This is a genomic window from Enterococcus sp. DIV1316a (genome assembly GCF_050536915.1).
Taxonomy (GTDB): Bacteria; Bacillota; Bacilli; order Lactobacillales; family Enterococcaceae; genus Enterococcus; species Enterococcus faecalis.
This window is the reverse complement of record NZ_CP172913.1, coordinates 1,134,927-1,158,558: the sequence shown is the minus strand read 5'-3', so window position 1 is coordinate 1,158,558 and position 23,632 is coordinate 1,134,927. Positions and strand designations below refer to the sequence as shown.

General features: G+C 38.5%; 18 protein-coding genes and 1 riboswitch. Of the genes, 4 read left to right on the top strand and 14 right to left on the bottom strand.

What is annotated here, in order from left to right; all coding sequences use genetic code 11:
- Positions 1 to 18 precede the first annotated feature (18 nt).
- Genes dhaL through IGL56_RS05630 form a run of 4 tightly spaced genes read right to left on the bottom strand, consistent with a single transcriptional unit; the run spans position 19 to position 3,168 of the window.
- Entirely contained in the window at positions 19 to 621 is a 603-nt protein-coding gene (dhaL, locus tag IGL56_RS05645) for a dihydroxyacetone kinase subunit DhaL (protein WP_002357759.1), read from the bottom strand.
- 12 nt (positions 622 to 633) lie between these two features.
- Complete coding sequence (dhaK, locus tag IGL56_RS05640) at positions 634 to 1,617, bottom strand: dihydroxyacetone kinase subunit DhaK (protein WP_002357760.1); 984 nt, start codon at positions 1,615 to 1,617, stop codon at positions 634 to 636.
- Positions 1,618 to 2,016 carry a dihydroxyacetone kinase phosphoryl donor subunit DhaM gene (gene dhaM / locus IGL56_RS05635; protein ID WP_002357762.1) on the bottom strand — a complete coding sequence of 133 codons (399 nt, stop codon included), beginning with the start codon at positions 2,014 to 2,016 and terminating at the stop codon, positions 1,618 to 1,620.
- Between the two features lie 12 nt (positions 2,017 to 2,028).
- On the bottom strand, positions 2,029 to 3,168 hold the full coding sequence (locus tag IGL56_RS05630; RefSeq protein WP_002363858.1) for a glycerol dehydrogenase: 1,140 nt from the start codon (positions 3,166 to 3,168) through the stop codon (positions 2,029 to 2,031).
- A 160-nt stretch (positions 3,169 to 3,328) separates the two neighbouring features.
- On the opposite strand from IGL56_RS05630, the gene IGL56_RS05625 reads away from it, so the two are divergent.
- The gene (locus IGL56_RS05625; protein ID WP_002382271.1) at positions 3,329 to 4,315 is read left to right on the top strand and encodes a PocR ligand-binding domain-containing protein; all 987 of its coding nucleotides are present in this window, start codon (positions 3,329 to 3,331) and stop codon (positions 4,313 to 4,315) included.
- A gap of 113 nt (positions 4,316 to 4,428) precedes the next feature.
- Here the strand turns inward: IGL56_RS05625 and lpdA are convergent, their stop codons facing one another.
- From lpdA to IGL56_RS05580, 9 genes are all read right to left on the bottom strand, one after another.
- Entirely contained in the window at positions 4,429 to 5,835 is a 1,407-nt protein-coding gene (gene lpdA, locus IGL56_RS05620) for a dihydrolipoyl dehydrogenase (protein WP_002357765.1), read from the bottom strand.
- Positions 5,836 to 5,842: 7 nt separating this feature from the next.
- Positions 5,843 to 7,462, bottom strand: a complete 1,620-nt coding sequence (locus IGL56_RS05615) for a dihydrolipoyllysine-residue acetyltransferase (protein WP_002357766.1) — start codon at positions 7,460 to 7,462, stop codon at positions 5,843 to 5,845.
- 142 nt (positions 7,463 to 7,604) lie between these two features.
- Positions 7,605 to 8,582, bottom strand: a complete 978-nt coding sequence (locus tag IGL56_RS05610) for an alpha-ketoacid dehydrogenase subunit beta (protein WP_002357767.1) — start codon at positions 8,580 to 8,582, stop codon at positions 7,605 to 7,607.
- Positions 8,583 to 8,584: 2 nt separating this feature from the next.
- On the bottom strand, positions 8,585 to 9,700 hold the full coding sequence (pdhA, locus tag IGL56_RS05605; RefSeq protein WP_002357768.1) for a pyruvate dehydrogenase (acetyl-transferring) E1 component subunit alpha: 1,116 nt from the start codon (positions 9,698 to 9,700) through the stop codon (positions 8,585 to 8,587).
- A 598-nt stretch (positions 9,701 to 10,298) separates the two neighbouring features.
- On the bottom strand, positions 10,299 to 12,911 hold the full coding sequence (gene mgtA, locus IGL56_RS05600; protein WP_002413922.1) for a magnesium-translocating P-type ATPase: 2,613 nt from the start codon (positions 12,909 to 12,911) through the stop codon (positions 10,299 to 10,301).
- A 223-nt stretch (positions 12,912 to 13,134) separates the two neighbouring features.
- Positions 13,135 to 13,302: riboswitch (M-box (ykoK) riboswitch) on the bottom strand.
- Positions 13,303 to 13,383: 81 nt separating this feature from the next.
- On the bottom strand, positions 13,384 to 13,965 hold the full coding sequence (locus IGL56_RS05595; protein ID WP_002392546.1) for a TMEM175 family protein: 582 nt from the start codon (positions 13,963 to 13,965) through the stop codon (positions 13,384 to 13,386).
- Positions 13,966 to 14,134: 169 nt separating this feature from the next.
- Positions 14,135 to 15,748, bottom strand: coding sequence for a glycoside hydrolase family 13 protein (locus IGL56_RS05590; RefSeq protein ID WP_002357771.1), 1,614 nt, complete (start codon positions 15,746 to 15,748; stop codon positions 14,135 to 14,137).
- Position 15,749: 1 nt separating this feature from the next.
- A complete protein-coding gene (locus IGL56_RS05585) occupies positions 15,750 to 17,375 on the bottom strand; it encodes a glycoside hydrolase family 13 protein (protein ID WP_002357772.1) in 1,626 nt (541 codons plus the stop codon).
- 27 nt (positions 17,376 to 17,402) lie between these two features.
- Entirely contained in the window at positions 17,403 to 19,169 is a 1,767-nt protein-coding gene (locus IGL56_RS05580; RefSeq protein ID WP_002357773.1) for a glycoside hydrolase family 13 protein, read from the bottom strand.
- Between the two features lie 259 nt (positions 19,170 to 19,428).
- Here IGL56_RS05580 and IGL56_RS05575 point away from each other — a divergent pair, with 259 nt between their 5' ends.
- The 3 genes from IGL56_RS05575 to IGL56_RS05565 all read left to right on the top strand — a co-directional run bounded on the left by IGL56_RS05575 (position 19,429) and on the right by IGL56_RS05565 (position 22,975).
- Positions 19,429 to 20,679: an extracellular solute-binding protein gene (locus IGL56_RS05575; RefSeq protein WP_016633502.1), complete on the top strand. Its 1,251-nt coding sequence runs from the start codon at positions 19,429 to 19,431 to the stop codon at positions 20,677 to 20,679.
- An 85-nt stretch (positions 20,680 to 20,764) separates the two neighbouring features.
- On the top strand, positions 20,765 to 22,108 hold the full coding sequence (locus tag IGL56_RS05570) for a carbohydrate ABC transporter permease (protein ID WP_002357775.1): 1,344 nt from the start codon (positions 20,765 to 20,767) through the stop codon (positions 22,106 to 22,108).
- Positions 22,109 to 22,111: 3 nt separating this feature from the next.
- Complete coding sequence (locus IGL56_RS05565; RefSeq protein WP_002357776.1) at positions 22,112 to 22,975, top strand: sugar ABC transporter permease; 864 nt, start codon at positions 22,112 to 22,114, stop codon at positions 22,973 to 22,975.
- A 37-nt stretch (positions 22,976 to 23,012) separates the two neighbouring features.
- On the opposite strand, the gene IGL56_RS05560 is transcribed toward IGL56_RS05565, so the two are convergent.
- A complete protein-coding gene (locus IGL56_RS05560) occupies positions 23,013 to 23,522 on the bottom strand; it encodes a MarR family winged helix-turn-helix transcriptional regulator (protein WP_002365578.1) in 510 nt (169 codons plus the stop codon).
- Positions 23,523 to 23,632 lie beyond the last annotated feature (110 nt).

Here is a 23,632-nt window from a genome sequence, read left to right as displayed (position 1 = left end):
TAAACTTTTTTCTCACTGTTATTGATTGATTACTTTGACTAGTTCTTCAAATAATAATGCACTAGATGCTGCTCCTGGATCAATATGACCAATTGCTCGTTCCCCTAAATAAGAGGCACGTCCTTTTTTCGCCACCCAATCTTTTGTTGCTTCAGCAAATTGTTCAATTTTTTCTTCATTAAATTGTTCCGTTCCAATTACTTCAGCAACAGGTGCCCAGACATCAACCATCGTTTTATCTCCTGGTTCAGCTTTGCCGCGCATCTGAATCCCAGCTAGACCTTGCTGAACAATTTCTTTTAATTGCTCTGGCGAACTGATGGTTTCCAAATCTTTTGTCGCTTTAGTCATATTCATAAACGCAGTACCATATAAAGGACCAGAAGCTCCGCCAACTTTTGAAATCAAGGCCATGGATAGGACTTTAAATGTCTCCGTGATTGTTGTTGGTACTTTTTTGTCAAACGCAATTTTGTATTCAGCCATACCACGAGCCATGTTGTTACCGTGATCCCCATCACCAATCGGCGTGTCTAATTCACTTAGATAGTCTTTTTTTTCTTCGATAACTTTTGAATAATTGTCTAACCATGTTTGAATGTCTTGTACTGTTAATTCCATCTTTTATCACCCTTACCAAGAAATTGTTGTTACATTGCTTTCTAGCGCTGTTTGCCAGTCTTTTGTCGCCAAGTCAATCATCGTTAAAGATAATCCTTGCATGTCAATAGACGTCATATAGTTACCCACTTTATGGAAGGTCACTTGAACACCTTTATCTTCTAATAATGTTAGCACGTCGTTCATAAATACAAATTGTTCCATTAATGGCGTGCCGCCCATGCCATTGACAAGTACCCCCACTGTTTGTGGTTGTTGCTCATAGCTACTTAATGTTTTTTCAACTAATTCTTTCGCTAACTCTTTCGATGGTTGGATTTTTTCACGACGATAGCCTGGTTCTCCGTGAATCCCTACGCCAAATTCAATTTCATCTTCTGGTAAAGTAAAACCTGGTTTGCCAACTTCAGGCACAGTGGCTGCTTTTAAAGCCACTCCAATTGTTTTCGTGGCTGCTACAATCTTTTCTCCTAAAGAAACGAGCTCTTCTAAAGAAGCACCTTGGCGGGCATGGTGTCCTAAAATTTTATGGACAAGAACAGTCCCGGCAACGCCGCGTTTTCCAGCGGTATAGGTGCTATCTTCGACAGCAATATCGTCATCGACAACGACCATTTCTACATGAATGTCTTCCATATCAGCCATATCTTTGGCCATTTCAAAGTTCAAAATATCGCCTGTATAATTTTTTACGATTAACAGAACACCGGCCCCTTGGTCTGCCGCTTGGATCCCTGTTAAAATTTGATCTGGTGTTGGTGAAGTAAAGACATCACCTAAAACTGCGGCATTTAACATTCCATCACCAACAAACCCAGCATGTGCAGGCTCATGACCACTTCCGCCACCAGATACTAACCCAACTTGTTTGTTTGAGTCGTTGCGAGCAATCACGCGAGAATCTTCGACTTGATGAACAAGGTTTCCATAGCTTTTCACAATTCCTTGGAGCATTTCTTCGACAATTTTACCAGGTTCATTAATAATTTTTTTCATTTAGTTCCACCCTTTCTTACCAGCATTTTGAGCTTCTGCTAAAATTTGCGTCAAATCATCTGAGACACCTGCAGTAATTGCTGCCGCAAAGGCACCTTCAACCAATGGTGCATCGACTAAATGATAATGTTTCTGTTGGTCTTCTTCTAGCATATCAAAAGCTAATTCTGAACTTAAAACGGCACTGCCTAAATCGGCAAAAATTAAAAATTCTCGGTCAGAGTCCGCTTCGTTAATCGTGTCAATGATTTTCATTGGATCTGAACCTAATGAACCATCTGATGTGCCACCAAGTGAATGAATCGTAATTTCTTCACTGGCATTCATCTGTTCAATCATCTCTTTAATACCATCTGTAATCATTTTGCTATGTGAAACGAGTAAAATATCTGCTTTCATGTGGACACTTCCTTAATCTAATTTATGTCTTGTTTTATATTCTTGTCCGACTTTATCTGCAACAATGATTGCATTCGCTACTTCTTCAACGACAATTGGGAATGGCATTGAATGAATTGATTCTTCTGGAATGCAAGCAATTTTGGCTACTTCCAACGCTTCTTCATAAGTGATTTCATCGACACCAATGTCTGAAAGCGTTAATGGTAAACCTACAGAAGCGCTAAAGTCTAAAACAGCTTCTAATTCGTCTTTTGCTGCATCTTCTAATACAAGTTGTGCAATCGTTGCAAAGGCTACTTTTTCACCATGTAAATAACTGTGCGCACCAGGTAAGACTGTCATACCGTTATGAATCGCATGCGCTGCAGCTAAACCACCACTTTCAAAACCTAAGCCTGAAAGTAAGATATTTGTTTCGATAATCTTATTCAATGATTCAGTAACCACATTTGCATCACAAGCTAATTTCGCTTTTAACCCATCTTCCTGTAGGTTTTCCCAGCAAAGTTTTGCCATGGCCAAAGCTGCATATGTGCCGCTAGCAGCGGGCGTTAAGCCTTCTCTTGAACCCATTGGCAAACTAGCATTAACCCGAGAATATGAATTGTGTGTTGCGCGTGCTTCAAAATATGTGGATAAGGCATCCCCCATTCCAGCAACTAAAAATCTAGTTGGCGCTTTGGCAACCACTTTTGTATCAACCATCACGACGCTTGGACTTTGTTTAAAGTAAGCATAATCATCAAATGAGCCATCTTCATGATATAGTACAGCTGAATGCGAAGTTGGTGCATCTTGAGCCGCAATCGTTGGTACAATAATTAAGTTTTCACCTTCTGCTACGACTTTTGAAGCATCGATTGCTTTACCGCCACCTAAACCAATGATACAGTCTGCTTGTTCTTTTTGTCCAACGTTTTGCAAGCGCTTTGTTTCTTCACGCGTTACTTCTCCACTAAAGCCACCCTCTACGAAGGTAATGTCAAACTTTTTCGCTGTTTCTTCCAATTGTGGACGTACACGATCAACGTCAGCAGGATTTGCAATTAGTAACGCTTTTTTTCCAAAAGTTGAAACGAAGTAACCTAAGTTTAGTAATTCATCTTCCCCTTGAACATATTTCGTTGGTAAAATCAATGCTTTTCTCATGTTGATAGCCTCCTATATTTTGTTTACATACATAGTATAAAACGCTTTCATCAAAAAAGCATTGAACTTTTGGTATCGTTTTCTTGCAAAAAATGATAGAATTATTTTGTGAAATAATAAAATATTATGATTTTTAAACTTTAGATTGAAGGATTGCCTTATGACTGTAGAATTAAAAAATATTTTAGATTTAGAAAAGTGGGAAAAATTGCAAGAATCATTGGCCTTAAGCACTCGTTTAGCCATTATTTTAGTCGATTATAAAGGTCGTCCTGTGACGAAACATAGTCAAGTTCAACCCTTTTGCCAACTGGTACGTCACTCCCCTGAGCTCTCGAAACTTTGTGAAAAATGTGATGCTCGTGGTGGCTTGGAAGCTGTTCGCACTGGTCAGCCTTTTATCTACCGTTGTCACTTTAACATCGTTGATATGGCCATCCCCATTATTGTTGATGACCAGTATGTAGGAGCCATTATGGCTGGTGAAGTTTTGCTCGAAGATCACCAAGAAGAGTTAGAACAGGTTTTAACCATGAATGATGCCTTCATTCAAGAATTTTTAGTAACACACCAAGAGCTGTATCAACAATACCCTGTTTTAGAACTAGCAGACTTAGAAAAGAGCGCGACATTAATCGCTGATCTAAGCCAATATATTATTTCTGAAGCCATCAAAAAAGATTATTTAATCAATACGTACAAACAGTCCTTACAGATTAGTTCGCGAAAAGAAGAGCTGGAGCCATTGAATATGATCCAAAAAGATATTCAACAAACTTTATTAACTGCTCAATTAACTCCTTCAAGTGCCTATCAAACTAAAAATAAGCAATTACAACCGGTTTTAGATGCCCTTTGGGAAAACAAATCGCTGCGTTTAAATTTACAAGAACTGGCAGACCTTGTTCATTTGACACCGACGTATTTAAGTCGTTTATTAAAAGAGGAGTTTGGTATTCCCTTTAGTCAATTTTATCGACAATTAAAAATCACATGGGCTAAACAGCTTCTTTTGGAGACAGATAAAACGATCGCCCAAATCAGTGAAGATTTAGGGTTTGTTGAAGATAGCTATTTTGTCCGGATCTTTAAACAAGAAACGGGTGAAACACCCCTTAAATACCGTAAAAGAAAGAACAGAGCATAAAAAAACAACGACTTCTAGGAGTCGTTGTTTTTTTTACACCTTTTGCTCTTGCTGTGGCTAATGCAACAAGTGCAAAAGGCGCATTATATCTGTCGTGCGACAAAGTGATACTATTAAATATGAATTGGTAAACCTAAAGCCAATTCAGCTGTATCCATAGTAATTTCGCCCAATGATGGGTGTGGGTGGATTGTTAAAGCAATGTCTTCTGCATTCATGCCAGATTCAATAGCTAAAGCTAATTCAGAAATCATGTCACTTGCACCGACACCGGCAATTTGTGCACCGATGATGACATTGTCTTCTACAGTTGTAACTAAACGCATGAATCCTTCAGTTTTATCTAAAGAGATTGCACGGCCGTTACCAGCAAATGGGAATTTGTAGCCTTTTGCTTCGATTCCCGCTTCTTTTGCTTCTGCAACAGTCATACCAACGCTTGCCAATTCTGGATCAGTAAAGGCAACAGCTGGCATTGCTTTGTAATCAACTGCAACTTTCTTACCAGAAATTGCTTCAGCAGCAATTTTTGCTTCGTAGCTTGCTTTATGCGCTAACGCAGCACCTGGTACGATGTCGCCGATTGCGAAGATGTTTTTCACGTTAGTACGTCCTTGGTTGTCAACTGGGATTAAACCACGTTCGCCAATTTCAACGCCCGCTTGTTCTAAGCCTAAGTCGTCTGTGTTTGGACGACGTCCAACAGTGACCATTACGTAATCTGCTTCAACACTTTCTTCTTTTCCGTTAACTTCATATTTAACAGTGACGCTATCGCCATTGTCAACAGCTTCTTTAGCCATTGCAGAAGTCACGATTGTTACGTTTTTCTTCTTGAAGTCGTCTGTGACAACTTTAACCATATCTTTTTCATAAGTTGGTAAAATTGATGGGCTACCTTCTAAAATTGTTACTTCTGAACCTAAGTTAGCATAAGCGCCACCTAATTCAGCACCGATGACACCGCCACCGATAATAACGAATTTTTTAGGAACTTCTTTTAAGTTTAAACCGCCTGTAGAATCTAACACGCGTCCGCCAAATTTGAATCCTGGGATTTCAATTGGACGAGAACCTGTTGCTACAATAGCATTATTGAATGAGTAAGTTTGTGCTGAGTCTGGGTGAATAACACGCAATGTATTTTCGTCAACGAAGAATGCTTCGCCTTCAATAATTTCTACTTTGTGTTTTTTCAATAACATGCCAACGCCGCCTGTTAATGATTTTACAACTGTGTTATCTTTCCAGTCTTGTGTTTTTGCAAAGTCTAATTCGACTCCTTTAGCTGTTACACCAAAAGTTGAAGAATCTTGTGCTTCTTGGTAATGATGTCCAGCAGCAATTAAAGCTTTTGAAGGAATACATCCAACGTTTAAACAAACGCCTCCGATGTATTCACGTTCGATAATCGCAACTTTTTGACCCATTTCTGCGGCACGAATTGCAGCAACGTATCCTCCAGGTCCAGCTCCGATTACGACTGTATCTAGTTCAATGGCGAAATCTCCTACTACCATTTGTTAATCATCCTTCCATTAATAGTAATTCTGGATCAGCTAATAAGCGTTTAATGTTGTTCATTGCTTTTTGAGCAGTTGCGCCGTCAACGATACGGTGGTCAAAGCTTAATGATAATTTCATCATGCGTCCCACAACGATTTCGCCGTCTGCATTAACAACTGGTTCTTGTGCAATTGTACCAACGCCTAAAATAGCAACTTCAGGGTAGTTGATTACTGGTGTAAACCAGCCGCCACCGACTGAACCAATGTTACTAATTGTGATTGTACCATCACGCATATCTTGTGCAGTTAATTTGCCTTCGATAGCCAATGCTGCTTTTTCGTTGATTTCATCAGCGATAGCAAACATGCTCTTCGTATTAGCATTTTTAACATTTGGTACATATAAGCCATGATCTGTATCAGTAGCGATACCAATGTTAAAGTAATTTTTGTAAACAATTTCTTGTGCTGCGTCATCGATTGATGCATTCAAGATTGGGAATTTTTGAACAGTTGAAGTCAATGCTTTTACAACGTATGGTAAGAATGTTAATTTTGTACCATTTGCAGCAGCAACATCTTTAAATTTCTTACGGTGATCCCATAATTTAGAAACTTCTACTTCATCATGTAATGTTACGTGAGGAGCAGTGTGTTTGCTGTTAACCATTGCTTTAGCAATTGCTTTACGTGTTGGTGTCATTTTTTCACGTGTTTCCATTTCGCCTAAATCAGAAGTAAAGGCTTTTGGCGCTGCTTTAGGTGCTGCTGCTTCCGCTTTAGGTGCTGCTTCTGTTGCGGCAGCTTCAGTAGCTGGTGCTGCTTGGGAGCCACCAGAAACAAAGGCATCAATATCCGCTTTAATGACACGGCCACCTTTACCAGTTGCAGTTACTTGTGTAATATCAACGTCTTTTTCACGCGCATACTGACGAACAGATGGCATTGCTAAAACGCGTTTGTTTGGATCAGCGGCTGCAACTACGCCTGTTGAAGCGGCTGGAGCTGATGCTTCCGCTTTAGGAGCGTCAGTAGCTGGTGCTGCGGCTGCCGGTGCTGCTGAATTATGACCAGGTGCGTCAATTTCAACTAACACGTCACCCACATTGGCAACTGTTCCTTCTGGTACAACGATATTTTTTACAGTACCTGTTACTGGTGATGGAATTTCTTCTACTGATTTGTCATTTTGTACTTCTAATAATGAATCATCTTCATTAATTGTGTCGCCCGCTTTAACGAACCATTTAACGATTTCGCCTTCGGCAATTCCTTCACCGATGTCTGGTAATTTGAATTGGAAAAATCCGCCAGCTGCTTCGGTTGTTGGTACAGCAGCAGGTTGTGCTGGTGTTTGTTCTTGTGCAGGAGCTGCTGGTGCTGCATCGTTATCTTCGTGACCAGGTGCGTCGATTTCGATTAACACGTCACCAACGTTTGCAACTGTTCCTTCTGGTACAACGATATTTTTTACAGTACCTGTTACTGGTGATGGAATTTCTTCCACTGATTTGTCATTTTGTACTTCTAATAACGTATCGTCTTCGTTGATTGTATCGCCAGGTTTTACAAACCATTTAACGATTTCGCCTTCGGCAATCCCTTCACCGATATCCGGTAATTTAAACTGATAAGCCATTTTTTAAGTCTTCCCTTCTTCGTTGGATCTGTCTATTTTCTTAGGAGCAAAACGCGGGGAAACGACTATAGTAGCTGAACATTTCATGCCTATAGCCGTAATCCACCTGTTTAATTCTTCGTTTATCTACTTCGAATAACTATTAAAATTCGACGATTTCTCTAGCTTTTGCTTCGATATCTTTCGCATTTGGTAACCAGATATTTTCTGCTTGTCCGAATGGGAAGATTGTATCTGGAGCAGATACACGTCCGATTGGTGCTTCTAATGATAATACGGCACGTTCAGAAATTTCAGAAACAACCATAGCGCCAACGCCAGCTTGTTTTTGTGCTTCTTGAACGACAACCACACGGCCAGTTTTTTCAACAGAGTTAATAATTGTTTCCACATCTAAAGGAGCCACTGTACGTAAGTCAATGATTTCTGCTGAAATATTGTCTTTCGCTAAGCTATCAGCTGCTTTAATCGCTTCACGAACCATAGCACCGTAAGTGATGATTGATACGTCTGTTCCTTCACGAGTTACAGCCGCTTTATCTAAAGGCACTTCATAAGCTTCGTCTGGCACTTCCTCACGGAATGAACGGTATAATTTCATGTGCTCTAAGTAAACAACTGGATCGTTGCTACGAATAGATGAAATTAATAGTCCTTTTGCATCGTAAGGGTTTGATGGAATAACAACACGAACACCTGGTGATTGTGCGATTAATCCTTCTAAGTTATCTGAGTGAAGTTCTGGTGTATGAACACCACCACCAAATGGGGCACGAACAGTAATTGGCATATTACGAGTTCCACCCATACGGTAACGCGTACGAGCCATTTGACCAACGATTTCGTCAAATACTTCAAAAACGAAACCAAAGAATTGGATTTCAGGAACTGGACGGTAACCTTGCAAGGCAAGACCGAAAGCCAATCCACCGATACCAGATTCAGCTAAAGGTGTATCGAAGACGCGGTCTTCACCAAATTTTTCTTGTAAACCTTCAGTTGCACGGAAAACCCCACCGTTGTTACCAACGTCTTCACCGAAGATTAAGACATTTTCGTCTTTCTCTAATTCAAGAGCTAAGGCATCTGTAATTGCTTGGATCATAGTTTTTTGTGCCATTTTTATTTCGACTCCTTCGCTTCATAAAATGCAATTTGTTCTTTAATTGTTTGAGGTTGAACTTCAAACATATTTTTCAAGAAATCAGAAACTTTTTGTTTTGGCGCTTTATCCGCTTCTGCAATCGCTACTTTGATTTCTTCTTTTGTTTTTTCAATAATTTCTTCTTCTTTTGCTTCAGACCATAAGCCTTTATCTGTTAGATATTTACGGAAACGAGTCAATGGATCTTTTTGTACCCATTCGTCATCCATTTCTTTTGAACGGTAACGTGTTGGATCGTCTCCAGATAAAGTATGTGGACCATAACGATAGGTTAATGTTTCAATTAAAACTGGACCGTTTCCTGCAGCTGACCAATCGCGTGCTTCTTTTGCAATTGCGTAAACTGCTAATGGATCCATACCATCAACTTGAATACCAGGAATTCCTGCTGCAACAGCTTTTTGAGCTAAAGTTTTAGCCGCTGTTTGTTTTTCACGAGGTGTAGAAATCGCAAAACCATTGTTTTGGATAATGAAGACACCGTTTGCTTGGTAAGCACCAGCAAAGTTAATTGCTTCATAGAAGTCCCCTTGTGAAGAACCGCCGTCACCAGTATAAGTGAAGACAACATTTTCTTTTCCACGTTTTTTCAATCCTAAAGCAACACCAGCTGCTTGGATGTATTGAGCACCAATGATAATTTGTGGTGGTAATGCATTTAAATCTTCCGCGTAGTAGTTCCCTGCTACATGACCACGAGACCATAAGAAAGCTTCTCTTAATGGTAAACCATGTTGTACTAATTGAGGTACATCACGGTAACCTGGTAGTAAGTAGTCTTCTTTTTCCATTGCAAATTGACTTGCCAATTGGCTTGCTTCTTGTCCAGCTGTTGGCGCGAAGAATCCTAAGCGTCCTTGACGGTTTAATGCAGTAGAACGTTGGTCTAACACACGAGACCAAACCATGCGTGTCATTAATTCAACTAATTCCTCATCCGATAAATCAGGTACTAAATCTTCATTCACAATTTTTCCATCTTGATCCAAGATTTGGAAAGTTGGGAAATCAGCGTCGACTTTAGCCATTAGCTCTTTAAAGTCAATAGGTTTTTGTTTCTTAGCCTTTGCCATTTTGTCACACAATCCTCTCTATTACGTTTCTTTAATTTCGATAAAAGTAAAACAGAGTGCGAAACTGTATTACTTTTTATCGACTACACTTAACAAATTATCACTAAATTCGAAAAAGCGCAAGAAAAAAACTCTAATTTCTTCATTTTTTCACAAAAGAGCAAAACCGCATGTTTTTGCGGTTTAGTGATAATTTTCACAAACAAGAAAACGGTTTCTGTTCCACACTTCTTCTGTACTATTTTTCTCCCAACTGTTATATTCTATTTTGAAAATATTATATAACAGTTCTATTAATTCGAGCCCCCTCATCCCCAAGCTGGCTAGTAATCTGATTTCCGAACTTTACGTTTTCATGAAAATTATCTTGAAAAAACCAAAAAATAAAAACCGTCAGCCGAGTAACCTACTCAGCATGCGGTTTTTTATTTTTTAGAGAACAAAGTTTTTTTCGTTAATTTTTATTTTTTTTGGCTCGTTTTTTTGCCAAATACTTTACCTTAGGTTTTATCACGAACATTCATTGCTTAAAATCACCAAATTTTCGCAAAACGAGTAATACAGCTTAGCAAATTCTTTTCTCTTTCAGTAGATTTTACTAAATCCATTCCTTGGTAATTTTAATATATAAACGTTTAGCTACTTCAACAGTTAACATGTAAGCAATGATGATTCCAAAGAACCATGGCCAGTAGTTAGCCGGAAGTTTCACAAAGTCAAAAACCTCTCTTATAGGCGTTGCTACAATCAAGAAACCCAGTAAAATTGCGCCTAAACTACTTAACATCACAGGCATTGACGCACGACTTTGAATGAATGGTATTTTCCGCGTCCGGACCATATGAACAACTAACGTTTGACTAACAAGTCCCACCATAAACCAACCTGTTTGGAATAAATGTTGAGTAGCCAAACTATTGGCGCTAAACACAAACCACATGACAAGATACGTTAGAATATCGAAAATACTACTTACCGGGCCAATACATACTGTAAATTTCGCTAGTCCGTTCGTTTCCCACCGAACAGGGCTTAATAACTCTTCTTCATCGACATTATCCCAAGGAATTGTCAACTGAGCCACATCATAAATCAAATTTTGAATCAAGAGTTGTAAGGAAAGCATTGGTAGAAATGGTAAAAAGGCACTGGCTACTAAAATTGAAAAGACATTCCCAAAATTGGAACTGATGGTAATTTTAATATATTTCATCATATTGCTAAATACTTTTCGTCCTTCAATCACACCAGATTCCAGTACATTTAAACTTTTTTCCAGTAAAATAATCGAGCTAGCATCTTTAGTAATATCAGCTGCAGTATCTACTGAAATGCCCACATCAGCTTTTCGTAATGCCGGTGCATCATTAATGCCATCCCCCATAAAACCAACCGTATGACCTTTTGCTTGTAGCAATTCAATAATTTTAGATTTTTGCATCGGATTTAATTTGGCAAATAAATTAGTTTCTTCTACTTGCGCCCGCAACTCTTCATCTGTCATTGCTTCAATTTGAGAACCTAATAACACATGGGAAACTTCAATGCCTACATCTTTACAGACTTTTTTGGCGACAATGTCATTATCGCCCGTTAGCACTTTCACGTTGACACCATGTTCATGTAAGGAACGGATAGCGCTGACGGCTGACTCTTTTGCTGGATCAAGAAAACCCATAAATCCAATCAATGTCATCTCTTTTTCATCTTCAACTGAATAAACTGCTTCTTTATGGACATCTTTTTTTACAGCTACCGCTAACACACGCATCCCTTGTTTGTTCATTTGAACATTTACTCGGCGTAGTTCTTCTCGTACAGCACTGCTTAATGGTACAATTTCGCCATTAATTTGTGCATGCGTGCACACTTCTTCCATTTCTTCCACGGCGCCTTTCGTAATCATCAATTGATGATCATCTGCATTTACGACAACCGTTAAGCGGCGTCTGGAAAAATCAAAAGGAATTTCATCAATTTTAGTGACATTTTTAAACGGCGTTTTCCATTGATGCTCTTCATAAAAATTAATAACGGCAATATCCATTAAATTTTTCCAACCTGTTTGATAAGAAGAATTTAAGTAGGCTAAATTTAGAACCTCGTCACTCAAATCACCTAATGGATTCAAATGTTGAACCAAAACTACACGATCTTCGGTAATCGTTCCAGTCTTATCTGTACAGAGCACATCCATACCACCCAAATTTTGGATAGCCGCTAATTCTTTAACAATGACTTTATGTTTCGATAAGGATAATGCACCCTTGGCTAAGTTACTCGTAACAATCATTGGCAACATTTCTGGTGTCAAACCAACTGCAACGGCAATCGCGAAGAAAAACGCTTCGCCCCAAGCACCTTTAGTTAAACCATTAATCAAGAAAACGATTGGAAACAAAATCATTACCATTCGTAATAAAAACTTACTGACTTTTGCTAAGCCTAAGTCAAAACTAGTTTTTCCTCGTTGTGTTGTAGCATTTTTAGCAATATCACCAAAAAATGTATGTTGCCCAGTTTTTAAAATAATCGCTTTTCCTTGTCCACTCAAGACATCTGTGCCCATAAACACTAGGTCTTGCATATCTAATGCAGAAACCTCTGTTTGTTGACGATCCACACCTGCATCCACAAATTTTTCGACAGGCATGGATTCGCCTGTTAGTGACGATTGATTAACGAATAAATCTTTGGTCCAAATCAACACGGCATCTGCAGGAATCATGTCTCCTGTAGCTAAAGTTACAATGTCTCCTGGAACAATTTCGTCCATTGGAATTTCTTTCGTAATTCCTTCCCGTGTCACTGCAGCGGTATTTTCAATTAATTCTTTTAAATCCAAACTCGCTTTTTGAGAACGATATTCTTGTATAAAAGCAATCAAGACACTGGCTAAAATCATCACGCCCATCACGATAGCGGCTTCGAAATCTTTCGTTAAAGTTGAAACGACCATCAATAAGGCTAAGACATAGACAAACGGATCTTTGAATGCACTTAAAAATAAAATAATTGCTGGGGTTGGCTTTTGTGCAGAAACTTCGTTTGGTCCAAATTCCTCTAATCTTTTTTCGGCATCTTCATTCGAGAGTCCTTTTTCAGATGTCCGTAATTCCATCATTAATTCCCGTTCAGAAAGCAACGCCAATTTACGTAATTCTTGATCTTTTGTTGCTTTTCTCATATCCATTGTTTTTTTGTTCATCATTTTCTTTTCCTCCAAGGTTGTGGTCACCTGCCGAAAAGAGCGCTAAAATCTCCTCCTTTCATTGGTGACTGTATTTTGTTTCTCTGTTCACTTCCAGGGTCTTCCATGACAGTCATCCTTTCTTTTTCTTATTTATACTTCCAGTGAATAATTGCTTTTTTGCCAAACACACAAAAAAGGACCTACTCAACAATAGAGTACGTCCCAAAATACCATCTTTAAATAAGATTCTCTATCGTTGAGCTTTAGCACTATAGGGCGTAGATAACATGTATCAGCTACATTATGAATAACCTTCACGATTATTCCTGTTCAACCAACTAAGGGTCTCTCGATCCTTTCGCGGCAGCAGCATTTGTCCAAATAGGAGCCTCACCTAACAATTATTCAGTTTTTATCCACTTCTTATAATAGAGGAGTTTGACATTCTTGTCAAAAGATTTATGACTTTTTTGTTATAAATAAAAAATAACTACTTTAAAATTTCCTTTATTTCTGCTTTTCGCTCAGGAATAAACCACATGACTAAAACAATCGTATCAATAATCAGGACAGCGATTGGTGCTACCAGTTTACCCACAATCAACGCAATAATATTCAACACAATCGAAAGCGTTAATTTTGGATAGTGGCCAAACAAACGTTGTACTTCGGATTTGGGCCCATTTGCCTGAATCAATGCCCGCACCACTAGATAATAAGCAACATCAGCTCCTAATACTACTAAGCCATACAAAGCTTGTGGCGGCCAAGAAAACGGATGTTCACCTACCCAACCAGTAACAAACGGGAAAAACGTCAACGTCAAAATTAATAAATTATTCATCCAAAGGACACGTCCATCAATTTTACGGACACTTTGAAATAAATGATGATGATTGTTCCAATAAATCAATAAAGTAACAAAACTAATTAAATAAATAATGATTTTGTGTCCAGATTGAGTCAGAGCAGACCAATCTGCTTTTTCAGGAATTTTTAATTCTAAAATTAATAACGTTAAAATAATCGCAATGACTGCATCTGTAAATGCTTCTACACGTGTTTTCGGCATCATTTCCCCCTACTTTCATAAAATTAAATAACTTACCCAAAGTAAGTATAACGCATTTCTGTAAAAATTCAATTATTTATGAAGTCTCTCGGTTGTTGAAGTTCCTAAAAACGAGTGCAAGAGCCCTACTTAAAAGTAAGCCTCTTGCACTCGTTATAGAACAAATCAGTTATTGGAAGACCCCTGCCTGATAAGGTGCTAACTGCATCCGTTTCTTCACCGTAAAATCTTGATTCCCTAACAATTGTTGCCACTTTCTGCCCAGTAATTTATTCGGCAAGTCAAATTGGCACTTTTCTCCACTTAAATTGACAATCACTAACGCTGTTGCCTCAGTTGTTTTTCTTAAAAAAGCAAAAACAGACGGATGATTGGGTGCTAATAGTTCAAACTGTCCATCTGTAAAGACTGGATTTTCTTTCCGCAGCGCAATTAACTTTTTATAATAATTCAACACGGATTGTGCATCCGTTTCTTGGTCAGCCACATTTATTTCTTTGAAATTGGGATGAATTGCTAACCACGGATGCCCCGAGGTGAATGAACTTGCCTCTTGACTCGTCCACTGCATAGGCGTACGCGAATGGTCCCGCGTCCAATGCGCCACTTCTTTTAATGCTTGTTTCGCATCGTAGCCATTTTCTATAAGCAAACGATAATGGTTATGGGAATCTTTAGCATCTAACTCGTCAATCTGTTGAAACGGATAATTAACCATGCCGATTTCCTGTCCTTGATAAATAAACGGCGTTCCTCGCAAGAGCAAGGCGATTGTTCCAATCGCCTTAGCAGAATGAGAGGTTTCATTGCCTAAAATTGAATTGATTCTGGGATTATCATGATTTTCTACATATAATGCATTCCAGCCTTCTGTCCCTAAATGCTTTTGCCAGCGAGCCATTACTTTTTTATAGCCTAAAATATTTAACCGTTCTTCTCCTGGCTTTCCTTCTCGAACATTGTGCTCTAATTCAAAAATCATATTCAGATAGCCCGCATCATTGGTCCATTCCACCGCTTTTTTACTTGAAACGCCACTAGCTTCCCCCACTGTCATGATGTCATACTCAGCAAAAATAGCTTTCAAATCCAGCATATAGTCTTCAATGCCTTTTACATTCATAAAGGGAGCCCACGGATTCGTGGTAATTTTAAAATCCCAAGGTTCTTTTTGGATATGACTAATCGCATCCAATCGGAAACCATCAATTCCCAAATCTAACCACCAGCGAATCATCGCATAAATCTCTTCACGAACTTTAGGATTTTTCCAGTTCAAATCAGGTTGCTCTTTTGCAAACACATGAAAATATGCTTGCTTTGTACCTTCGTCATACGTCCAAGTCGAGCCACCAAAAAAGCTTTGCCATTCATTCGGCATACGATCTGGTGTCGCATCGGCCCATAAATAATACTCACGATACGGATTATCTAAACTTTTTTTCGCTTCAACAAACCACGGATGTTGATCACTGGTATGATTGACCACTAAATCAAGAATAATCTTCAAACCTAATTGATGCGCTTGGTCCAAAAGTTCTTGAAAATCTTCCATCGTACCAAATTCTGGCTGAATCCCTTGATAATCCGCAATATCATAACCATTGTCAACGTTTGGCGAAGTGTAAATCGGATTTAACCATAAAAAATCGACCCCTAGTTCTTTTAAATACGGTAATTTCTCAATAATTCCCTGCAAATCACCAATACCATCCCCGTTGCTATCTTTAAAACTCCGAGGATAAATTTGATAACCGACAGCATTTTTCCACCATTGGTCCATCTTATTGACTCACTTTCACAACAAATGCTTGCCAAGGCGCTAACGAATAGTCTGCTAAAGCAGTGACATCTGTCGGCATATTTTCAATCATTACTTGTTCTACATGAACGTCTGCAGAAAATGGCTGAACTTTGTCAGAAAAGTTCGTTACAACAAGCCAGCGTTCCTCACCATAGGTACGATAAAAACTGATCACTTCGTCCACTGTTTCTAGCAATTCAAAGTTGCCCCAAACAATTAAAGGATGTTCTTTTCTCAAACGAATCATTTCTTGGTACGTATAGAATAGTGAATTTTTATCTGCCAAAGCAGCAGCGACGTTAATCGTTTGATAATTGGGATTAACATCAATCCAAGGTGTACCCGTCGTAAAGCCAGCATTTTTTTCAGCGGTCCACTGCATAGGCCGGCGTGCATTATCACGACCTTTAGTATTAATTTTCAGCAAAATTTCTTCTTTAGAATATCCTTTTTCTAGATACTCATGGTACATGTTAATCGTTTCGATGTCCCGCGCTTCACGAATATCTGTAATCGGCGTATTGGTCATACCAATTTCTTCCCCTTGATAAATATAAGGTGTGCCTTTCATCATGTGCAGTAAAATAGCGAATAACTTACTACTTTCCAACCAATATTCCTGATCATTTCCCCAACGTGAAATCATTCTCGGTAAATCATGGTTATTCCAAAACAAAGAATTCCAGCCATCATTTCCTAATTCTGTTTGCCATTTTGCAAAAACCTGTTTCAACTTGGCAACTTCCATTGGCTGAAGGTCCCATTTTTCTTTACCTGGTTGTTGATCTAAGCTCATATGTTCAAACTGAAAAATCATAGATAATTCATGACGCTCTGGACTAGAGTACATTTTTGCAATCTCAGGTGTGGCCCCCCATGTTTCACCTACAGTTAACAGCTCTTTGCCGCCAAATGTCGCGGCGTTCATTTCTTGTAAATAACGATGTAAATGAGGCCCATTAGCGGTGATCTCTTCTCCTGGAATTTTACCCACTAAGTCAATTACATCTAAACGGAAACCGCCAATTCCTTTATCAATCCAAAAATTCATCATCTCGTAAACCGACTGACGCATTTGTTGGTTTTCCCAATTTAAATCTGGTTGTTTTTTACTAAACAAATGCAAATAGTATTGCCCACTCGCTTCATCAAACGTCCACGCCGAACCCGAAAAGGCAGATTTCAATCGGTTAGGCGCACCGCCATCTGAAGCAGGATCAGCCCATACATAATAGTCTCGGTAGGGGTTCTCCTTGCTTTTTTTCGCTTCAATAAACCAACGATGTTCATCTGACGTATGGTTAACCACTAAGTCCATAATAATTTCAATCTTTCGCTTTTTCGCTTCCTCAATTAGACGATCCATATCCGCCATCGTCCCAAACTCTGTCATAATCGCTTCATAATCAGAAATGTCATAACCATTGTCATCATTGGGTGATTGATAAACTGGTGATAACCAAATAGCCCCAATGCCTAACGTTTCCAAATAATCCAATTTTTCAATAATTCCTGGTAAATCTCCAATGCCATCTCCATTGCTATCCTTAAAACTGCGAGGATAAATCTGATAAACCACGACTTCTTGCCACCAATGTTTTTCCATTCTTCTTCACATTCCTTTGCTTAATTATTATGCTTGATATAAAAGAAAACCTTTTGGTAAAACCATTATCTGTTCTGAAGCAATTTCGATAGAAGAACTTAGCAAAACTTCTCGATCAGTTCTATCGACAAATTGTGTCTCTTGGCCAGTATTAAAAATCCCATAAATCGTCTGTTCCTCCAAACGACAAGCGAGTCTAATCAACCCCGTTTCAAAAGAAGTTCCTGTCCAATCGATTGTTCCACCAGAAAAAACAGCCGCATACTTTTTGCGAAGGGCAATCAATGATTTTACAAATTCCTTCAAATCCAAATCTTGCTGATTTTCCTCCCAAACCATACAACGACGACAATCAGGATCCATATCACCTGTCATACCAATTTCATCACCATAGTAAAGACAAGGGACACCTGGTTGAATATACGTAAACGCTAATACTTGGCGCATCAGCTCTTTATCCTCTTTCGTTTCATGCAATAAGCGTGGTGTATCGTGGGAATCTAAAACATTAAACTGCATTTGATTCGTTTGTTGTCGATAGAGCATTAACTGGTTGTTCATTTCAGAAAGCATCTTTTCCAAGGACAGTTCTTGCTTGACAAAGTAGCCCATAATCGCATCTGTGTATGCATAATTCATCACTGCATGAAATTCGTCTCCTTGGAGCCAGCTTTGCGACGAGTGCCAAATTTCTCCTAAAATATAAAAATCTTCTTTTGCGTCATCACATGTTTGCCGGAATTTTTTCCAGAACGCATGATCCACTTCGTTTGCCACATCTAAACGCCAGGCGTCAATATCATATTCCTCAATCCAATAACGAGCAATTTCTAAAAGATAGGCTTGCACTTCTGGATTTGCTGTATTTAATTTAGGCATATGCGGAGTGAATGCAAAAGTATCATAGGTAATGTTGCTTGCTTCTTCAAAATCAGCACTTTCTTCATAGCTAGCTGGAAACTCATTTACGTGGAACCAATCGGCATAAATTGAGTCCTGGCCATTTTTTAACACATCTTGCCATTGAGGCGAAGTGTCCCCCATATGGTTAAAAACGGCGTCCAACATAATCTTGATGCCCCGTCGATGACACTCTTCGACTAAACGCTTAAAGGTAGCGCCATCACCAAAAGCTGGGTCAATTTTTAAATAATCAATCGTATCATATTTGTGATTAGAAAACGCTTCAAAAATTGGGCAAAAATATAAGCCGTTAACACCTAAATCTTCAATGTAATCAAGATGATCTAGCACCCCTTGCAAATCCCCACCAAAAAAATCTTGTCGATCTGGTCTTTTAGATTCCCACGGCAACGTCCCTTCAGGATCATTGGCGGGATCACCATTTGCAAAACGCTCTGGAAATATTTGATACCAAACCGTTTCTTTTACCCATTCAGGTGCTTTAAAACGATCGATTTCATGAAAATACGGCATCCGAAAATAATTATTCGCCATCGCTAAATACTTTTCTTCTAAAGGATAAATGCCGTGTTCGCCATAAAACGCCGTCAAGCCATCCGTCCCTACTAAAGTAAAAGCATATGAAAGGCGTTTAAATTTTGCACTTAATGCAATAAACCAGTAATCATATAACTCCGTAGATACTAACTTCTTCATAGTTAACGACTGTTGGTACCACTTTTCTTTCCCTAAAAGATAAGGATCTCCTTGCACTAATTGGACAGAGGCAATGTCGCCTTTTGCCGTACGCAAACGAATATGCATGGTTTCTTCTGTATAAAGATAAGCAAATTCACTTTCTGGACGATGGTAGATTGCAGCAGTGTTCATTTAATTCTCTCCTTTAATTGTCGCTTTTCGTGTATTTTCTAATACTCGAACACATTTTAGCGCAAACGATTGCATTTGTATACCCTTTTTTATTTTTTTATTTAAAATGCTTAATTAGTGGTATACACCACTTTAAACAAACAGTATGTTATTTATAACAAAAAAACTTTTTTAACTTTCTTGATGAAAAACACTTGATTATTTCCGCAATCGGTTGCATAATAAGACTTGTAAAAAATAATTTTTGGAGGGTTCAAAAATGAAAGCGAATTGGAAAAAGATTTTAATGGGCGGTATCCTTTTAAGTGCTTCCGCGGTTTTACTTACTGCCTGTGGTGGCGCAGAAAAAACGAAAGCTGAAAATGAAAGCGGTTCAGAAAATAAAGCAGCTGGTGACGTAAAATTATGGGTTGATACTGAATATATGGGCGTCTTTAAAAAAGTTGTCGCCGATTTTGAAAAAGAAAACCCCGATATTAAAGTTAACTTAACTGCTGGAAATTCGGCAGATGCTAAAAAAGACATTGCAAAAGATCCTAAAGCTGCCGCAGATGTTTTCATGATGCCGCATGATCAAATTGGTCAAATGGCAGAAGCTGGTCTGATTTACCCTAACACAAAATATGAAAAAGAAGTCAAAGAAAACAATATCGATTCGGCAGTAGCAGGAGTCACTTGGAAAGACAAAGTCTATGCCTACCCTTATGCCGTAGAGTCACAAGTTCTTTATTATAACAAAGATACGTATTCTCCAGAGGAAATCAAAACTTGGAAGTCTTTAACTGAAAAAGGCAAAATCGGTACCAATTTTGGCGAAGATGGCGCAAATTATATCTTCGGTCCTCTATTTATGAGTAACGGCGATTACTTATATGGTGAAAATGGCGAAGATCCAAAAGGTACCAACTTTAATAATCAACAAGGCATTGAGGTATTACAATGGATTGCCGATCAAAAAAATAATCCTGGTGTGATCCAATCAAATACAGAAGCATTGTCTAATCTAGGTTCTGGCAAAACGGATGCCTTCCTTTCTGGTCCTTGGTCTAAAAACGATGTAGAAAAAGCTCTTGGCGACAAAATGGGGGCTGCTGCCTATCCAACCATTGATTTTGGCAATGGAGAAAAACAAATGAAAGCTTTCTTGGGCGTTCGTAGTTTTGCTGTCAACCAACAAACACAAGCACCATTGGCCGCAATGACATTAGCAAACTATTTAACCAGTGAAAAAGCACAAATGACTTACTTCAAAGAAATCGGCTTTGTCCCTTCAAACAAAAAATTACAAACAAACGAAGAAATTACACAAGATACTGTTGCAAAAGCTATCTTAGAAATGGCGCAACCAACCCACTCTGTGGTAATGCCAAAAATCCCAGAAATCGTTTCATTCTGGCCTGCAATGGATGCAGTGATCAATGATACGTACAAAGGCAATATCAAACCTGCGGATTATCAAGCAAAATTAGATAAATTAGTCCAAGACACATCAAAAGAAGCAAAAGAATAAAAAGAGTAAAGAAATGGGACGAGCTTCAATCTGCTGTCCCATTTCCTCTATCTTTTTTATTTAAGTAGAAAGTGAGTGAACGAAGATGTTCAAGAAAAAGAAAGCCCAGACGTCATTTCGAGAGGTCTTTAAAAAAGGCGACTTCGCTACAAAACTATCTTTTTTAGTTATGGGTGCTGCAAACTTCGCCAACAAGCAGTGGTTAAAGGGAATCATCTTTTTAACAGCTGAAATTGGCTTTATCTATTGGTTAATCCGTAATGGTTTCCACGCATTAATGATGCTAGGAACACTAGGGACCCAACAGCAAGGATTAGTATATGATGATTCTTTAGGGATTGAAGTTCTAAAAGAAGGCGATAATTCAATGCTCTTATTATTATTCGGAATTGCAGCAATTTTAGTCTGTTTATCGCTAATCATTTTATATGTAATCAATTTAAAAAGCGCCCGTCACCTATATGAATTAAAGACAGCCGGCAAAAAAATTCCAACAACTATGGATGATTTACGTAGCTTATTAAACGAACGTTTCCATGCAACTTTAATGACGATCCCCTTACTAGGCGTTCTTTTCTTTACCATCTTGCCGTTGTTATATATGATTTCAATTGCCTTTACCAACTACGACCATAACCATTTGCCACCGAAAAACCTTTTTACTTGGGTTGGATTGGCAAATCTAGGTAATGTAATCACAGGCGATATGGCTTCAACGTTCTTTCCAGTACTTGGCTGGACCTTGATTTGGGCTGTTTTCGCAACCGCAACTTGTTTCTTTTTTGGAATCATTTTAGCCTTGCTTATCAATACAAAAGGCTTAAAATATAAAGCATTTTGGCGGACTATTTTTGTTATCACGATGGCCGTACCTCCGTTTGTTTCACTTTTAATTATGCGAAACCTCTTAAATGGTTCTGGACCTATCAATGCTCTGTTGTTAAATTGGGGCTTAATCGATTCTTCTATCCCCTTCTTAACAGATCCGAATTGGGCAAAATTAACCATTATTGTTGTCAATATGTGGATTGGTATTCCTGCTACGATGTTAATCTCTACAGGGATTATCCAAAACCTTCCTGAAGATCAAATCGAAGCAGCTAGAATTGACGGTGCCAATAAATGGCAAATTTTTAAAAGTATTACATTTCCACAAATTCTATTTGTGATGACCCCGGCGCTGATTCAACAGTTTATTGGCAACATCAATAATTTCAATGTCATTTATCTATTAACAGGCGGTGGTCCAGCCAATTCTAACTTCTACGGTGCAGGCTCAACTGACCTTTTAGTTACCTGGCTATACAAATTGACTGTCGATACAATGGATTACAATTTAGCCTCTGTGATTGGTATTTTAATCTTCATTCTCTCCGCAGTCTTCAGTTTAATTGCCTATACACGGACGAATTCATTTAAGGAGGCGTAACTTATGGCTAAAGCAAAAAGTTACCAGAAAAAACAACGCACTGCACTTACCAGCGTTTACATCATTTTAACCATTTTAGCAGTTTTTTGGATGTTCCCTATTGTGTGGATTATCTTAACAAGTTTTCGTGGCGAAGGCGGTGCATTTGTTCCCTATATCATTCCCAAAACATTCACTTTAGAAAATTATAAAGTATTATTAACAAATCAGACTGGCAACTTCCCCTTTGTCCGTTGGTTTTTGAACACCTTGTTCGTTTCCATCGCAAGCTGTCTGTTATCAACTTTCATTACAATCGCAATGGCTTATGCGCTGTCCCGGTTGCGTTTCCGCTTAAGAAAACCATTTTTAAAAGTGGCGCTCGTTTTAAATATGTTCCCTGGTTTTATGAGTATGATTGCCGTTTACTATATTTTAAAAGCCTTAAATTTAACTGAAAGTTTATTCGCTTTAATTCTGGTTTACTCTGCAGGCTCGGGGCTAGGTTTTTACATCGCCAAAGGTTTCTTCGATACCATTCCGATGGCTTTAGACGAATCGGCTATGATTGACGGTGCCAACAAGTGGCAAATTTTCACAAAAATTACGTTGCCATTGTCGAAACCAATTATTGTCTATACTTCTTTAACCGCCTTCATGGGCCCTTGGATGGATTTTATTTTCGCAAAAGTTATTATGGGTGATAAAGTTGAAAATTACACCGTTGCGATTGGTCTCTTTTCGATGATGACCAAATCAACAGCCAATTCACTATTCATGGCTTTTACAGCAGGATGTGTGCTGATTGCCATTCCAATTACTATTTTATTTATATTAATGCAACGTTTCTATGTAGAAGGCGTGACTTCTGGCTCTGTCAAAGGCTAGAAAAAACATCGTTTGGTTTATAGCCAAACGATGTTTTTTATTTTTTGGCGTTGTTTTCCTTACACGTTTTTCTTCGTAGCGCTTGATAATTGGACAAAATTTTCATGACCGCCAAAAAGTGTTGATTGACCTCTTGATAATCCTCTAAGGAAAGAACACTAAGCGTTTCAGATAGTTGCTGTTTTACTTGATTTTCTTTTTGCTTAAAGAGCTTCTCGCCTTCTTTTGTCGTATAAACATTAACCACGCGGCGATTTTCTTGATTATGGCGACGTTGAACAATCGCTCGTTCTTCTAACCCCGCAATAGAGCGACTCACTTGAACTTTCGACGTTCCTACTTGGTTGGCTAACTCCGTCATACTAATTCCTTCATTTGTTGCCACAATTAATAAAATTAACATGTCTAACTTGGTTAATTTTAGATCCTCCAAGTCTAGGTCTTTAAAAAGCAATTGGCTCATATATGAAAAAATTTCAGTAAAGACACTAATATCTAAATTTGATGAATGCTTCTCTTTATCCATATGTTCTCCCTCGTTTCCCACCTAGTGTATACTAAATTCACTTGATTATCAAATGGTAATGATTGATTTTTGTTAACTATTATGTTACGTTATACACTAACTTAAGGTTGTGTTGTTGATAAATTGGAAGA

Bases quoted from the DNA above. Each gene is read 5' to 3' on its own strand.
- dhaL (WP_002357759.1), bottom strand. From the start codon at position 621: ATGGAATTAACAGTACAAGACATTCAAACATGGTTAGACAATTATTCA.
- dhaK (WP_002357760.1), bottom strand. From the start codon at position 1,617: ATGAAAAAAATTATTAATGAACCTGGTAAAATTGTCGAAGAAATGCTC.
- dhaM (WP_002357762.1), bottom strand. From the start codon at position 2,016: ATGAAAGCAGATATTTTACTCGTTTCACATAGCAAAATGATTACAGAT.
- IGL56_RS05630 (WP_002363858.1), bottom strand. From the start codon at position 3,168: ATGAGAAAAGCATTGATTTTACCAACGAAATATGTTCAAGGGGAAGAT.
- IGL56_RS05625 (WP_002382271.1), top strand. From the start codon at position 3,329: ATGACTGTAGAATTAAAAAATATTTTAGATTTAGAAAAGTGGGAAAAA.
- lpdA (WP_002357765.1), bottom strand. From the start codon at position 5,835: ATGGTAGTAGGAGATTTCGCCATTGAACTAGATACAGTCGTAATCGGA.
- IGL56_RS05615 (WP_002357766.1), bottom strand. From the start codon at position 7,462: ATGGCTTATCAGTTTAAATTACCGGATATCGGTGAAGGGATTGCCGAA.
- IGL56_RS05610 (WP_002357767.1), bottom strand. From the start codon at position 8,582: ATGGCACAAAAAACTATGATCCAAGCAATTACAGATGCCTTAGCTCTT.
- pdhA (WP_002357768.1), bottom strand. From the start codon at position 9,700: ATGGCAAAGGCTAAGAAACAAAAACCTATTGACTTTAAAGAGCTAATG.
- mgtA (WP_002413922.1), bottom strand. From the start codon at position 12,911: ATGATGAACAAAAAAACAATGGATATGAGAAAAGCAACAAAAGATCAA.
- IGL56_RS05595 (WP_002392546.1), bottom strand. From the start codon at position 13,965: ATGCCGAAAACACGTGTAGAAGCATTTACAGATGCAGTCATTGCGATT.
- IGL56_RS05590 (WP_002357771.1), bottom strand. From the start codon at position 15,748: ATGGACCAATGGTGGAAAAATGCTGTCGGTTATCAAATTTATCCTCGG.
- IGL56_RS05585 (WP_002357772.1), bottom strand. From the start codon at position 17,375: ATGGAAAAACATTGGTGGCAAGAAGTCGTGGTTTATCAGATTTATCCT.
- IGL56_RS05580 (WP_002357773.1), bottom strand. From the start codon at position 19,169: ATGAACACTGCTGCAATCTACCATCGTCCAGAAAGTGAATTTGCTTAT.
- IGL56_RS05575 (WP_016633502.1), top strand. From the start codon at position 19,429: ATGAAAGCGAATTGGAAAAAGATTTTAATGGGCGGTATCCTTTTAAGT.
- IGL56_RS05570 (WP_002357775.1), top strand. From the start codon at position 20,765: ATGTTCAAGAAAAAGAAAGCCCAGACGTCATTTCGAGAGGTCTTTAAA.
- IGL56_RS05565 (WP_002357776.1), top strand. From the start codon at position 22,112: ATGGCTAAAGCAAAAAGTTACCAGAAAAAACAACGCACTGCACTTACC.